Source organism: Mycobacterium sp. 2-64, from assembly GCF_035918375.1.
In the GTDB taxonomy this organism is placed as follows: domain Bacteria; phylum Actinomycetota; class Actinomycetes; order Mycobacteriales; family Mycobacteriaceae; genus Mycobacterium; species Mycobacterium intracellulare.
On the sequence record NZ_CP142361.1, the window covers coordinates 2,819,089 to 2,833,517 of the forward strand.

Sequence of the window (14,429 nt, forward strand, 5' to 3'; positions counted from 1 at the left end):
TCATCAATGTGGTCGCACTCAACATGCGGTTGAGCTGCGAACACGGCATACTTCTGTCAAGGCATCAGCAAACTGAAAACCGGTGTCAACCACAACTCTTAATCGCAAGGCGAGGCAGATGGAATTCCAATTAGTAGGAATGCGCTGCGCGGGGGATCGCAGCACCTCGGCGAGAACACCGGCGCCGGCCGGCACGCGAACGGCGGCACGGGCTCACACATTCATCACGGTAGGGAGTGCAAGGCGATGACTGCGGTCGTTGAAGTACCACAGCCTGATGTAGAGGGCATCTCACAGCCCCAGGCGGTCGTCGTCGGCGTGATGGCCGGCACGGGCGTCCAGATCGGCGTCCTGCTGGACGCGAACGCCCCCGTCTCGGTGATGACCGACCCGTTGCTGAAGGTCGTCAACAGCCGGCTCCGCGAGCTCGGCGAGGCCCCTCTGGAGGCCACCGGCCGCGGCCGGTGGGCCTTGTGCCTGGTGGACGGCTCGCCGCTGCGGGCGACCCAATCGCTGAGCGAGCAGGACGTCTACGACGGCGACCGGTTGTGGATCCGGTTCATCCCGGACACCGAGCACCGCTCGCAGGTCATCGAGCACATCTCCACCGCGGTCGCGGCGAACCTCAGCAAGCGCTTCGCCGCCATCGACCCGGTGGTTGCCGTGCAGGTCGGTGCGTCGATGGTGGCCATCGGGGTGACGGCCGCGACCGGTTTGCTGGGCTGGTGGCGCTGGCACCACAACTCGTGGCTGCCGACCGTCTACGCGGGCGTGATCGGCGCGCTGATGCTGGGCGTTTCGCTGTTGCTGTTGATGCGGGCCAGCACCCTGCAGGAGCGGCGCGTCGCCGACACCATGCTGTTGAGCAGCCTCGCGCCGGTGTCGGTGGCAGCGGCGGCCGCGCCGCCCGGCGGTGTGGGGTCGCCCCACGCGGTGTTGGGCTTCGGCGTGCTCACCATCGCCGCGATCCTCGCGCTGCGTTTCACCGGGCGTCGGCTGTCGATCTACACCGCGATCGTCACCGTCAGCTCGATCGCGGCGGTGGCCGCGTTGGCGCGGATGGTGGCCATGACCAGCGCCGTGACGCTGCTGACCTGCGTCGTGCTGGTGTCGGTTCTGATCTACCAGAGCGCACCGGCGATCTCACGACGGCTGGCCGGCATCCGCCTGCCCGTCTTCCCGTCGGCCACCAGCCGATGGGTGTTCGAGGCCCGGCCCGACCTGCCCACCACCGTGGTGCGCAACGACGGAGGCCCCCCCGTTCTGGAGGGACCCGCCTCGGTCCGCGACGTCCTGACGCAGGCCGAACGCGCCCGCTCCTTCCTGTCGGGTTTGCTGATCGGGCTCGGCGTGCTGATGGTCGTCTCGCTGACCGCCCTGTCGGACCCGCACACCGGGCAGCGCTGGTTGCCGGTCCTGCTGGCGGGCTTCAGCGCGGGATTCCTGTTGCTGCGCGGCCGCTCGTACGTCGACCGCTGGCAGGCGATCACCCTGGCCGGAACCGGCGTGCTGATCGTCGGTGCCGTCGTGGTGCGGTACGCGCTCGTGTTGCAGTCTTCGCTTGCGGTCTCGATCTGCGCGGCGATTCTGGTTCTGGTGCCGGCGGCGGGGCTGACGTCCGCGGCCGTGGTGCCGAACACGGTCTACAGCCCGCTATTCCGCAAATTCGTGGAATGGATTGAATACCTCTGCCTGATGCCGATTTTCCCGCTGGCATTGTGGTTGATGAATGTCTATGCAGCAATCCGCTATCGCTGACCGCCAAGTGTGGCGTGGCCGCGCGACCGCCGCGACCGTCGCCGCTGCCCTGCTCGCCTCGGGCGCGTTGGCGAATCTGCCGCCCGCCTATGCGATTTCGCCTCCGACGATCGACGCGGCGGCGGTGCCGCCGGACGGCCCACCCGGGCCGGGCGCGCCCATGAAGCAGAACTCGTACTGCACCGAGGTGGGCGTGCTGCCCGGGACCGACTTTCGGCTGCAGCCCAAATACATGGACATGCTGAACCTGCAGGAGGCGTGGCAGTTCGGTCGCGGCGCCGGCCAGAAGGTGGCCGTCATCGACACCGGCGTCACGCCGCATCCGCGGTTTCCGCACCTGATCCCGGGTGGCGACTACATCATGTCCGGCGACGGGCTGTCCGACTGCGACGCGCACGGCACCCTCGTGGCGTCGATGATCGGCGCGGCGCCGGCCAACGGCGCCGGGGTACCGCCGGCGGCACCGCGCAAGCCGGTCACCATTCCGACCACGGAGCCGCCGCCGAAAGCGCCGCCGCCGCAGACGGTGACCCTGTCGCCGCTGCCCCAGACCGTGACGATGGTGCCCCCGCCGCCCCAGGAGCAGCCTGCTCCAGGCCCCTTCGGGGCGCCCCCGCCGCCACCGGCGCCGCCGCAGCCCGGCGGACCGCCCCCCGGGCCGTCGCAAGGCGGGCAGGCCCCGGCGGGCAACCACGGAACCGGCACGGTGACCATCCCCGGCTACTCCGGTGGCGGGCACGTGGTCACGGTCGACAATCCGCGCCCGCTCGACCCGCCGCCGCCGGCACCGCCGCCACCCGCACCCACCAAGGGCGGACCGGACGCATTCAGCGGGATCGCGCCGGACGTCGACATCATCGCGATCCGGCAGTCCAGCCAGGCCTTCGGCCTCAAGGACGCCTACACCGGCGATGAGGATCCGCAGACGTCGGCGAAGATCGACAACGTCCAGACGATGGCGCGGGCGATCGTGCACGCCGCCAACATGGGTGCGTCGGTCATCAACATCTCCGACGTGACATGCATGAGCGCGCGCAACGTCATCGACCAGCGCTCGCTGGGCGCCGCGGTCCGCTACGCGGCGGTCGACAAGAACGTCGTCATCGTGGCCGCGGCCGGCGACACCAGCAAAAAGGACTGCAAGCAGAACCCGCCTCATGATCCGTTGCAGCCCAACGATCCTCGCAACTGGAATGCCGTCACCACCGTCGTGACGCCGTCCTGGTTCAGCGACTACGTCCTGACCGTCGGCGCCGTCGACGAAGAAGGGCGCCCGCTGAGCCAGGGCAATCAGGGCCAGGCGTCGACGAGCGTGGCCGGGCCGTGGGTGGGCATCGCCGCGCCCGGGACGGACGTCGTCGGGCTGTCGCCGCGGGACGACGGGCTCATCAACGCGATCGACGGACCGGACAACACGCTGCTGGTTCCGTCCGGCACCAGCTTCTCCGCGGCGATCGTGTCGGGGGTGGCGGCGCTGGTGCGCGCCAAATTCCCGCAGCTGTCGGCGTATCAGGTCATCAACCGGCTGACGCGCACCGCCCGCGCGCCCGCGCGCGGGGTGGACAACCAGGTCGGGCACGGGGTCGTCGACCCGGTCGCGGCGCTGACCTGGGACGTGCCCGACGGTCCGGTGAAGCCGCCGCAGCAGCTGTCGGCGCCGCTGACCGTTCCGAAACCCGCCCCGCCGCGGGATATGGTGCCAGTATGGGTTGCCGCCGGAGGATTGTTCGTGGCGCTGCTCATCGGCGGCGGGGTGTTCGGCACGGCGATGCTGATGAAGCGATCACGGAAACAGCAATAGGGGCGGAGCAGCAGCACTCATGAAGGCACAGCGCAGGTTCGGGTTGTCTTTGTCGTGGTCGCGGCTGACCACGGTGTTCCTGGTCGACGTCGTGATCATGGCGGTGGCCAGCCACTGCCCGGAGTCCTGGCAGGGCACCTACCGCATCGCGTTCTGGGTGGGGGTGGGTCTGGCCGTGCTGGTCGCGCTGCTGTCGCTGGTCACCTACCACGGCCTGACGGTGACGTCGGGGATTGCGACCTGGCTGTGGGATTGGTCCGCCGACCCGGGCTCCGCGCTGGCCGCCGGCTGCACCCCGGCCATCGATCACCAACGCAGATTCGGCCGCGACAAGGTCGGCGTGCGCGAGTACCAGGGCCAGCTCGTCACGGTGATCGCCGTCAACGGCGGCGAGGACGACCCGGCGTCGCGCCACCGCCACCGGTCGTCCCGGCCCACCTTGCTGGTGCAGGCCGTCGCCTCGGGGCTGCGCCAGTTCGACATCCACCTCGACGACATCGACATCGTGTCGGTGAAGGTGCGCCGCGGCGGGAATGCCGCCGAGTTGTCCAAGCTCGACGACTGGGGCCCCAAGGAATGGGAGGTGGCGAACGATAAGCCCACCTCCTACGTGCGCAGGACCTGGCTGGTGCTGCGGATGAACCCGCAGCGCAACGTGGCCGCCGTGGCGGCCCGCGATTCGCTGGCGTCGACCCTGGTGGCGGCCACCGAACGGCTCGCCCAAGATCTCGACGGCCTGACCTGTGCGGCAAGGCCGTTGACCGCCGAGGAACTCGCCGAAGTCGACCGCGCGGTGCTCGCCGACCTGGAGCCGACGTGGAGCCGTCCGGGATGGCGCCGCCTCAAGCACTTCAACGGGTTCGTGACGAGCCTGTGGCTGACGCCGTCGGACATCACCACCGACAAGCTCGAGGAGCTTTGGGAGGACGACACTTTCGCCACCGTGCTGACCATCCGGCTCACGTCTCGCGGCGGCCGTCCGCAGGTGTCGGCGTGGGTGCGTTATCACACCGAGAAGCGGCTGCGCCGAAACGTGTCGTCGGGGCTGAACCGCCTCACCGGTCGTCAGCTGGCCGCGGTGCGGGCCAGCCTGCCCGCCCCGACGGCCCGCCCGCTGCTATCCGTGCCGAGCCGTCCGTTGCGCGCCGACGACGATGAGCTCTCGCTGTCCGTCGACCAGCTGCGAGGGAGCTCGGCGGGCGTACCTGTAGCGCAATGACGAGGCCCCAATCAACCGCCGAAGGCGCCCGTAACGCGATGGTCGCCGGCCTGTTGGCGTCGGGCGTGTCGGTCAACGGGCTGCAACCCAGCCACAACCCGCAGGTCGCGTCGCAGATGTTCACCACGGCGACCAACCTGGACCCGTCGATGTGCGACGCCTGGCTGGCGCGGATGCTGGCGGGGGAGCAGAGCCTCGACGTGCTCGCCGGTGCCTGGTCGTCGATCCGGACGTTCGGGTGGGAGACCCGCCGCCTCGGGGTCACCGAGTTGCAGTTCCGCCCGGAGGTCTCCGACGGGCTGTTCCTGCGGCTGGCGGTGACCAGCGTGGAGTCGCTGGCGTGCGCTTACGCGGCCGTGCTTGCCGAGGCCAAACACTATGCGGAAGCGGCGAAGCTGCTCGACGGCGTCGAACCCCGCCAGGCCTTCGACGAGGAGCTGGTCAGCTACGTGCGCGGCGTGCTGTACTTCCGCACCGGGCGGTGGCCGGACGTGCTCAACCAATTCTCCGAGGGCAAGGGGTGGCGTCAGCCCGAGCTGAAGGCCGCGGGGGCGGCGATGGCCACCACCGCCCTGGCCTCGCTCGGCGTGTTCGAAGAGGCGTTGCGCCGCGGCCAGGACGCCATCGAAGGCGACCGGGTACCGGGCGCGGCCAACATCGCGCTGTACACGCAGGGCATGTGCCTGCGCCACCTGGGCCGCGAGGACGAGGCCGTCGAGCTGCTGCGGCGCGTCTATTCGCGTGATCCCAAGTTCACCCCCGCGCGCGAAGCGCTGGACAACCCGAACTATCGCCTGATCCTGACCGACCCCGAGACGATCGAGGCCCGCACCGACCCGTGGGACCCCGACAGCGCGCCCACCCGCGCTGAGGCGGAGGCCGCCCGTCACGCCGAGGAGGCCGCGAAGTACCTGGCCGAGGGCGATGCCGAGCTCAACGCCATGCTGGGCATGGAGCGGGCCAAGCGGGAGATCAAGCTGATCAAGTCGACGACGAAGGTGAACCTGGCGCGCGCCAAGATGGGCCTGCCGGTGCCGGTGACGTCGCGCCACACCTTGCTGCTCGGTCCACCGGGAACCGGAAAGACCTCGGTGGCAAGGGCTTTCAGCAAGCAGCTGTGTGGGTTGACGGTGCTGCGCAAACCGGTGGTGGTCGAGACCAGCCGCACCAAGCTGCTGGGTCGGTACATGGCCGACGCGGAGAAGAACACCGAGGAGATGCTCGAGGGCGCCCTGGGCGGCGCGGTGTTCTTCGACGAGATGCACACCCTGCACGAAAAGGGCTACCAGCAGGGCGACCCCTACGGCAACGCGATCATCAACACGTTGCTGCTGTACATGGAGAACCACCGCGACGAGCTGGTCGTCTTCGGGGCCGGCTACGCCAAGGCCATGGACAAGATGCTCGAAGTGAATCAGGGTCTGCGGCGGCGCTTTTCGACGGTGATCGAGTTCTTCAGCTACACCCCGGACGAACTGGTCGCGCTGACCCGGTTGATGGGCCAGGAAAACGAAGACGTCATCACCGATGAATCGGCGCAGGCCCTCCTGCCGTCCTACACCAAGTTCTATCTCGACGAAACGTATTCGGAAGACGGCGATCTCATCCGCGGCATCGACACGCTGGGCAATGCCGGTTTCGTGCGCAACGTGGTGGAAAAGGCCCGCGATCACCGCAGTTTCCGCCTGGACGACGAGGACCTGGATGCGGTCCTGGCCAGCGACGTGACCGAATTCAGCGAGCGCCAACTGCTGCGGTTCAAGGAGCTGACCCGCGAGGATCTCGCCGAGGGCCTGAACGCGGCGGTCGCCGAGAAGGCGAACTAACCGGCCAGGCAGCTACGCGCTGGTAGGCGGTTGTGTTGCACGTCAATTTGACTCGGCGTAGCCCGAGTGCCACCATGGCCTGTGCAAGCACCTCGCTAGGTGAGGCGTCTGCACGGACATAGGCCACTGACCTCGAACGTCGAGAGACGCCCAGGGTCAGGACAGCTCCTCCCGGATTAAGGGTTGAGCCCAAGTGGCTTCCGGCTCTGGTGACCGGATACGCCGTGTGGTGCCGAAGCTCTGACGAGAGGGGTGCGCGCCCAACGATTCTCGCGTTGGGTGCCTATCCCCGCGTGCAACGTATGGCATCCCCGTATGCCCTGGCCGCGAGGAGGTGAGAGCGGAATGAGTCCCGGTGATAGTCCGTATCCCAGATCGATGACCATTTCGTTGCGATCCGACCCCGGCCACGTTTCGTAGCCTGAATCGGCTCCTTCCACATATTCTCGCGCACGCCAACGCATTACGCGTGCGTGCGCGAGTGTGCGCGGAATTAGCCTGATTCGGGCGAACCACGGCTGAGTTCGGTCTCTGCTGTGAGGAGAACTCCGATGTCGTTTCCCATGTCGTGTTGCCACGCGGTGACTGAGTTATCAGCGCTGGCCTCAACACAATTCAGCGTCGACGCCGCGCGCCGCACGTCGGAGGCGCGGGCGCTGGCCGACACGATCGCGGCCGGCTAGGGGAGGGGCCCGAAATGTTCGTGGACTTCGCAACGCTCCCACCCGAAATCAACTCCGCGCGTATGTATGCCGGGCCTGGGTCGGGCCCGATGCTGGTTGCCGCGTCGGCGTGGAACGGGTTGGCCGCGGAATTGCGTTCGGCCGCACTGTCGTACGGGTCGGCGCTCTCTTCGCTGACCAGCGAGGAATGGCACGGCCCGGCATCGGCGGCGATGGTCGCGGCCGCGACGCCGTACGTGGCGTGGATGAGCACGACCGCCACCCAAGCCGAGCAGGCCGCGACCCAGGCCGAGGCCGCCGCCGCGGCCTACGAGGCCGCGTTCGCGGCCACCGTGCCACCGCCGGCGATCGCCGCCAACCGCGCACAGCTCGCGACGCTGATCGCCACCAACGTGCTGGGCCAGAACACGCCCGCCATCGCGGCTACCGAGGCGCAGTACGGCGAGATGTGGGCCCAGGACGCGGCAACCATGTACGGCTACGCCGGCTCCTCGGCCGCCGCCACTCGCCTGCCCATGTTCACCGATCCCACGCAAACCACCAGCCAGGACGGCCAAGCCCGCCAGGCCGCCGCGGTCGCCCAGGCGACCGGCACCTCCGCGGGAAACCAGCAGGCGACCGTGTCGCAGCTGAACACCGCCGTGCCCAACGCGCTGCAGACCCTGTCGTCGCCGACGGAATCGTCGACCGGATCGACGTCCGGCCTGTCGTCGATCCTGGACCCGAACAGCAATTTCTGGAACACGATCACGTCGACCGGCGCGCTCGACCCGGCGCAGGTGGTGCAGACCGTGACGAGTTCGACGCTGATCGGCGCCAGCACCAGCGCCCTCAACGACCTGGCGAGCGGCGCGCCGGTGGCGACCGGCATCGGAACAAGCGCCCAGGGACTATCGGGGTTGGCGGGCGTGGGCAATGCCGGCGCGTCGGTCTCGGCGGGACTGGGCCGCGCGTCCCTGGTCGGCCCGCTGTCGGTGCCGCCGAGCTGGGCCCCGCCCGCGCCGGTCGCCAGCCCGTTGCCGTCGGCGCTGGGCGGCACCCCGATGGTGGCCCCGCCCCCGGCGATGGCGGCCGGCATGCCCGGAATGCCGTTCAGCCCCATGGGCAACCACGGACTCGGACGCGCCGTCCCGCAGTACGGATTCCGGCCGAACTTCGTGGTGCGCCCGCCCGCCGCCGGGTAGGTCTCCGGCACGAGCGCCCTTGGCTTTGGCCGAAAACCGTTACCGCCCGGATCTTTACAACGGCACATGGAAAAATTCGCGGTGCCGACCGCAGCGCCGCGGTGCGTCGAGAGGTCTGTGTCACACCCGAAAGCCGCTGCGCCCTACGGGAATTCGTCCCACAGGAAATTGTCAGTGGCCCACCAGCGGCACGGCAGGCTGGCCGCGTCTAGTGGTATGAACAGACCGTACGACACAGCGTGACCACACCCGCCAGTTCGGCGATGACGACGCCGTCGGCTCGAACTGGGGCTTAATCGCATTTCGCGAAAATGGCGCGGAATCGCGCCTTTGGCTATTCCGAAAGCGAAAACTCATCGTCGATAAAGAAAGTTTTTTGGCGGTCGCGTCGCGTCTCAATGCGGACACCTTCGAAGCAATACGTCAGCACGCCCAACCTGCCCGACGGGCGCATACCGGGTGATTTGCGCCACTAATCGAAAGGATCTCATGCGCCGTTCTCACACCGGTCCCGAAGGCCGCGACATCGATGTTTTACACGGCTTTACCTGGCGGGAACGCCGCCTGAATACCAACGGTGCAACATCTTCATTGCGATAGCAGCGTGGCTTGACTACTCATTCGTCCGCCTTTTATGGCGCCGGTTTGCAGCTAGGAGAGTAGGGCTTGCTGTCTTCCAACCCACGGAATGTGCGCCCGCATTCGAAGGCTTGTTTCGTGAATTCCCTTCCAGGCGCGAATTTGTCGAGCCCGCGATGCCGCGCTCGGCGTGGCCGAGACTCGAGGAGGTCCTGAATGCTGGACTTCGGCGCGTACCCGCCGGAATACAACTCGGGCCGAATGTATGTCGGCGCGGGATCGGGCCCGCTGCTGGCCGCCGCCGCGGCCTGGGACGAGCTGGCCGCGGAATTGCAGACGACGGGGGCGTCGTACAGCTCGACCATCGAGACGCTCGCGACGGGCCCCTGGACGGGCCCCTCGTCGCTGGCGATGGCGGCCGCGGCCGCCCCGTACGTCGCCTGGATGCACGCCACCGGGGCGCAGGCCGAGGAGGCCGGCGCGCGGGCCAAGCTCGCCGCCGGCGCCTACGAGGCGGCGTTCGCGGCCACCGTGCCGCCGCCGGTGATCGCGGCCAACCGCGCCCTGCTCGCCACGCTGGTCGCCACCAACATCCTGGGCCAGAACACCCCGGCGATCGCCGCCACCGAGGCCCACTACATGGAGATGTGGGCGCAGGACGCCGCCGCCATGTACGGCTATGCGGCGTCCTCGGCGAGCGCGTCGGCGCTGACCCCGTTCGCACCGCCCCCGCGCACCACCAACGATTCGGCCGGGCCCGCCCAAGCCGCCGCGGTCGCCCAGAGTGGCGGGCAGTCCGGCTCCGACACCGTCACCCAGCTGTCGCAGCTGAGCGGCACGCTGCAGCCTGCGGCGCAATCCGTGGCGAACGCCGGCTCGTCGGGAACGTCGTCCGCCGAACTGACGACGCCCAGTTTCATCACCAACTGGAACGAGTTCTGGTCGGTGGTGACCGGGGTGTACTCGCCGCAGTCGTGGACCACCATCCCCGGCGGCCCGTTCCTGTCGTTCGGCCAGGCGTACGCCTGGGGACAGAACGGGCAGGGTGCGGCCGCCTATCTGGCTGGGCCGAAAGCCATCTCGGGCGCGTTGGCCCCGCTCACCAGTGGCGCCAACGCCGTCAAGCCCATGCTCAGCTCCGCGATCGGGGCGGGGCAGGTCTCGGGGTCGATGGGCAAAGCCGCTCTGGTCGGCGGCATGTCGGTCCCGCAGGGCTGGACGGAAGCCGCCCCGGCGATACGGACGCTCGCCCAGGGGTTGCCGACGAACTTGGCGGCGGCGCCGGCCGCGTTGGCCGGCGAGGAGGGCGTGTTCAGCCAGATGGCCCTGTCGAGCTTGGCCGGACGCGCCGTGGCGGCCGCCGCAACCCGTCCGGTCGGCGGCGCCGCGACGGCGATGGGAGCGCTGGGCGGTGTTGCCGCGGAAGCCGATCCGGCCGCAGCCACCATCATCGTGATCCCCTGCATCGAGGAATGACCGCGATGACCAAACCGCATGGCCGCCAGTCGCTTTCGCTCGAATGTCGAGGCAGGGGGTAGCAGGGTTGTTTTACGGAGCCTTTCCGCCGGAGTTCAATTCGGGCCGGATGTACAGCGGTCCGGGCGCCGGATCGCTGGTGGCAGCGGCGACGGCCTGGCAGAGCCTGGCCACCGAATTGCAGTCCACCGCGACGTCCTATGCGGCGACGATCTCGAGCCTGACCGCCGGGCCCTGGGCGGGTCCGTCATCGTTGGCCATGGCGTCCGCGGCGGCCCCGTACGTGGCCTGGATGCAGCAAACCGCCGCCGCCGCCGCACAATCCGCGACCCAGGCCACCGAGGCGGCGGCCGCCTACGAGACGGCCTTCGCCGCCCATGTGCCGCCGGCGGTGATCGCCGAAAACCGGGCGCTGCTGGCGCAATTGGTGGCGACGAACCTCTTCGGGCAGAACACTTCCGCGATCGCGGTGAACGAGGCCCAATACGGCGAGTTCTGGGCGCAGGACGCCACGGCGATGGACACCTATTTCGCCTCCTCGGCGACCGCTTCCAACAAATTGACGGAGTTCGGCCCGGCGCCCCAGACCACCAACGCGGCGGCCGAACCGATGCAAGCGGCCGCGGTGACGTCGGCCGCCAGCACCCCCGCCGCCAACGTGGCGAATGCCGCGGCGACGGCGGCGACCACCACGCTGCCCTACAGCGGGCCCTTCTCCGGCGCGGCGAACCTGGCGTACCTCTACCAGACGTTCATGACCAATCTCTTCAACACCGTCCCGGGCGGGGCGAGCTTCTACACCGCGATGTACAACGCCGTGAAGGTGCCGCTGGGCCTGACCACCCAGTTCAACGACGTCGGCCTGTTGGTCAACTTTCCGTTGTCGCAGTGGCTCAAATTCGCCCCTCCCATCGCGTACGGTGCGTTGCCCAAGGACGCGCTCGGCGCGGGGCTCGGCGCGTTGGGCTTCGGTCGGGGCACGCTGTACAGCGCGATCAACCCCATCGCCGGCATGGGCAATGCCGGCACCCTGGTGGGCAAGCTCTCGATCCCGCCCAGCTGGGCCACGGCCACGCCGTCGGTCAGGACCGTCGCCGCCGCCCTGTCGGCCGCCGGGACCGAGGCCGTACCGGCGGCGGCACTGGGCGAGGGAAGCCTGTTCAGTTCGATGGGCCTGGCCGGGATGCTGGGCAGCGGGCTGGGCTCCGGGGCGCCCACCGTGGTCCGCGGCGGGGTGCGCAACCGGATGGCCGCGATCAAGGACCTCAAGGACAAGCAATCGCCCGAACAGCTGAAACGCCTTGTCGCGCAGATCTCGGAGAAGCCCGAAAGCGTGCAGCACCACAACGTCGATCAGGAAAACCTCGACGCGCTGCTCGAGCAGCTGGCCAAGAAGCCCGGCATCCACGCGGTGCATCTGAAGAAGGGGGACAAGTCCAAGGTCCTACCGACGGACGCCCAGTTGGGTTAGGGGACAAGGCAATCGGTGTTCACGGCGCGACCGCGCGTGATGACGGAAGGTGATGAGTGATGACACGACTACTGGCGCTCCTGAGTGCCTTCGCGACGATCGGCCTTGCCGCACCGGCTCACGCCGATCCCGGGCCGGAACCGGGCGCTGACGACGGAGGCTTCATCGCGGCGCTGCGGCAAGCCGGGTTCAGCTTCGCCACGCCGGGCTCGGCCGTCGCCGCCGGACGGGCCGTGTGCTCGTGTCTGGACAACGGCGAACCCGGTTTGGAGGTCGTCCACGACGTCAAGACCCGCAACCCCGGGATGGACATGGAGATGGCGTCCAATTTCGCTGTCCTCTCGGCGAAGTTCTACTGCCCCAACCAACTCTCCAAGGCCTGACGCGTCGGCCGTCCGCCGGGGCGGCCGAATGCCTCGTCGCCGCATGGGAGAATCGCGAGTCATGAGACTGCTGGCGGCGCTGGGCGTCGGCGTTTCGGTCGTCCTCGGTCCGACCCCGCTCGCGCACAGTGACCCGGGGACGACCGGGGGCGACGAGGCCGCTTTTCTTGTGTCGCTGCGCGGCGCCGGCATCACGTACTCGACCCCGGATGGGGCGATAAAGTTCGCCAAAGCCGTATGCGTGTCGATGGCAAACGGCGAGTTGGGTCCCCAAATGGTGGACGAATTGAAGAGCCAAAACCCCGGACTCACCGACGACCACGCGACGTCGTTCCTGGCGATCGCGGCGAAATTCTATTGCCCGCAGCAGCTTAACAAAAGATAGCTCCGTAGCCCACGGCGGCCGTGCGCATCTGCCGCACCGAAATCCCGTGCGCCTAGCGAATATTCACCGCACGGGCATCCGCGACGGGTGGCGCCGGCTCCGGTGCCGAACGCCGATCCTGAGAATTTCTCGGTCGAAGGACGCGTGGGAGCGGCGCCGGTGCAACACATGGAATACACATATGCCGCCCCGGCGAATCTCATGAATTCCATTTGAGCCGTGGCTTGTTTGCGGGAAGGCCGCATATTCGCTCCTACCCTGGCGCCAGAGGAGGACGGGAGGCAACGGGTGGACTTCGGGGCGCTGCCACCAGAGGTCAATTCAGGACGGATGTACGTGGGTGCCGGATCGGGGCCCCTGCTGGCCGCCGCCGCGGCATGGGATGCGCTGGGAGCCGAACTGTATTCCTACGCGGCGGCCTACAGCTCGACGATCGCCGGCATGACCGTCGGGTCCTGGCTGGGACCGGCGGCGGCGTCGATGAGCGCCGCGGCCGCGCGCTACGTGGCGTGGGCCACGGCGACGGCCGCCCAGGCAGAGCAGGTGGCGACCCAGGCCAGGCTCGCCGCCGCGGCCTACGAGACCGCGTTCGCGGCGACGGTGCCCCCACCGGTGATCGCCGCCAACCGCAGTCTCTTGATGACGCTGATCGCCACGAACATCCTCGGCCAGAACACCGCGGCCATCGCGGCGGCCGAAGCGGAGTACGCCGAGATGTGGGCCCAGGATGCCGTGGCGATGTATGCCTACGCCGCCTCGTCGGCGGCGGCCACGCGGCTGACGCCCTTCACCGAACCGCCGCGGACCACCGATTCGTCCGCGGTGGCACGACAATCCGCGGCGATCGCGCAAAGTGCCGCCTCGGACATCCCGTCCGAGCTGTCGGCCTTGATCAACGTGACGCCGACGATGCTGCAAGGACTGGCGGCGACCCCGTCGGCCGCGGCGGCGACGCCGGCGGCATCGATCATCGAAGCCATTTACCCCATCACGGCCGCCCTGCGGCCCTTCTTCGCGGCCGTCACCGGCGCGTACAGCCCCATTGGCGCGATCATCGTGCCCGGCGGATGGTGGCTGCTGTCGCTGCAGGCCCTGGGTCTGTCCCAAAACGCACCGGGTGTCGCCGAACTGCTGGGCGGCGGAAGGGCCATCGCCGGGGGGCTGTCGCCGCTTGCGCCGCTGCGGGGCGGTTACGTCTCCGCGGTGACACCGGAGATCGGGGGCGTGGCCGGGTCGATGGGCCGCGCGACCCTGGTCGGATCCCTGTCGGTTCCGCAGGGCTGGGCCACCGCCGCGCCCGTCATGAAGACGGTCGCGTCGGTACTGCCGGGCGCGAGTTTAGGAGCCGTCCCGGCGATGACCGCCACGTCGCAGGGGGCGATGTTCGGCGAGATGGCCATGGCGAGCGTGGCCGGACGCGCGCTGGCGGGCGCGGGTGTGCGCACCGTCAGCAACGGCACGACCGGCGTCGCCGCGGCGGCCGCCGACGGCGTCGCGACCACCGCCACGATCATCGTGGTGCCGGCGGATTGATGGGCCTTGACATGACACCAATGGCATTGATCCAGCGGACCGCGGGGGATGACCGATGTCTTCGGTGACCTCACCGCCGCGAACGTCGGCGATTCACGGCATGTTTGCCGGCACTCCCGGTTCGTCGGCGG

General features: G+C 68.9%; 10 protein-coding genes and 1 riboswitch. All 10 genes read left to right on the forward strand.

The window, feature by feature from the left end:
* Positions 1-246: 246 nt before the first annotated feature.
* The 10 genes from eccD (at position 247) to QGN31_RS13330 (ending at position 14,298) form a co-directional block, all read left to right on the forward strand.
* The gene (gene eccD, locus QGN31_RS13285; RefSeq protein ID WP_020822616.1) at positions 247-1,758 is read left to right on the forward strand and encodes a type VII secretion integral membrane protein EccD; all 1,512 of its coding nucleotides are present in this window, start codon (positions 247-249) and stop codon (positions 1,756-1,758) included.
* Positions 1,736-3,559 (forward strand): type VII secretion-associated serine protease mycosin, encoded by a 1,824-nt coding sequence (locus QGN31_RS13290; RefSeq protein WP_201407369.1) that lies wholly within the window; start codon positions 1,736-1,738, stop codon positions 3,557-3,559. Before eccD ends, QGN31_RS13290 begins: the two co-directional genes overlap by 23 nt.
* Positions 3,560-3,578: 19 nt before the next feature.
* A complete protein-coding gene (gene eccE / locus QGN31_RS13295; RefSeq protein ID WP_201407370.1) occupies positions 3,579-4,778 on the forward strand; it encodes a type VII secretion protein EccE in 1,200 nt (399 codons plus the stop codon).
* On the forward strand, positions 4,775-6,604 hold the full coding sequence (eccA5, locus tag QGN31_RS13300) for a type VII secretion system ESX-5 AAA family ATPase EccA5 (RefSeq protein ID WP_008257033.1): 1,830 nt from the start codon (positions 4,775-4,777) through the stop codon (positions 6,602-6,604). Before eccE ends, eccA5 begins: the two co-directional genes overlap by 4 nt.
* Before the next feature lie 84 nt (positions 6,605-6,688).
* A riboswitch (M-box (ykoK) riboswitch) is annotated at positions 6,689-6,863 on the forward strand.
* A gap of 438 nt (positions 6,864-7,301) precedes the next feature.
* Entirely contained in the window at positions 7,302-8,471 is a 1,170-nt protein-coding gene (locus QGN31_RS13305; RefSeq protein WP_136245311.1) for a PPE family protein, read from the forward strand.
* A gap of 798 nt (positions 8,472-9,269) precedes the next feature.
* Positions 9,270-10,526 (forward strand): PPE family protein, encoded by a 1,257-nt coding sequence (locus QGN31_RS13310; RefSeq protein WP_407937427.1) that lies wholly within the window; start codon positions 9,270-9,272, stop codon positions 10,524-10,526.
* Between the two features lie 67 nt (positions 10,527-10,593).
* The gene (locus QGN31_RS13315) at positions 10,594-11,997 is read left to right on the forward strand and encodes a PPE family protein (protein ID WP_014380189.1); all 1,404 of its coding nucleotides are present in this window, start codon (positions 10,594-10,596) and stop codon (positions 11,995-11,997) included.
* A 56-nt stretch (positions 11,998-12,053) separates the two neighbouring features.
* Complete coding sequence (locus QGN31_RS13320; protein ID WP_014380188.1) at positions 12,054-12,380, forward strand: DUF732 domain-containing protein; 327 nt, start codon at positions 12,054-12,056, stop codon at positions 12,378-12,380.
* 61 nt (positions 12,381-12,441) lie between these two features.
* Positions 12,442-12,765: a DUF732 domain-containing protein gene (locus QGN31_RS13325; protein WP_201359135.1), complete on the forward strand. Its 324-nt coding sequence runs from the start codon at positions 12,442-12,444 to the stop codon at positions 12,763-12,765.
* A 288-nt stretch (positions 12,766-13,053) separates the two neighbouring features.
* The gene (locus QGN31_RS13330; RefSeq protein ID WP_201409361.1) at positions 13,054-14,298 is read left to right on the forward strand and encodes a PPE family protein; all 1,245 of its coding nucleotides are present in this window, start codon (positions 13,054-13,056) and stop codon (positions 14,296-14,298) included.
* Positions 14,299-14,429: the final 131 nt, after the last annotated feature.

What these genes read in the sequence shown, in the direction of transcription:
- QGN31_RS13305 (WP_136245311.1), top strand. Translation starts at nt 7,302, where the DNA reads ATGTTCGTGGACTTCGCAACGCTCCCACCCGAAATCAACTCCGCGCGT.
- eccA5 (WP_008257033.1), top strand. Translation starts at nt 4,775, where the DNA reads ATGACGAGGCCCCAATCAACCGCCGAAGGCGCCCGTAACGCGATGGTC.
- QGN31_RS13290 (WP_201407369.1), top strand. Translation starts at nt 1,736, where the DNA reads ATGCAGCAATCCGCTATCGCTGACCGCCAAGTGTGGCGTGGCCGCGCG.
- QGN31_RS13325 (WP_201359135.1), top strand. Translation starts at nt 12,442, where the DNA reads ATGAGACTGCTGGCGGCGCTGGGCGTCGGCGTTTCGGTCGTCCTCGGT.
- eccE (WP_201407370.1), top strand. Translation starts at nt 3,579, where the DNA reads ATGAAGGCACAGCGCAGGTTCGGGTTGTCTTTGTCGTGGTCGCGGCTG.
- eccD (WP_020822616.1), top strand. Translation starts at nt 247, where the DNA reads ATGACTGCGGTCGTTGAAGTACCACAGCCTGATGTAGAGGGCATCTCA.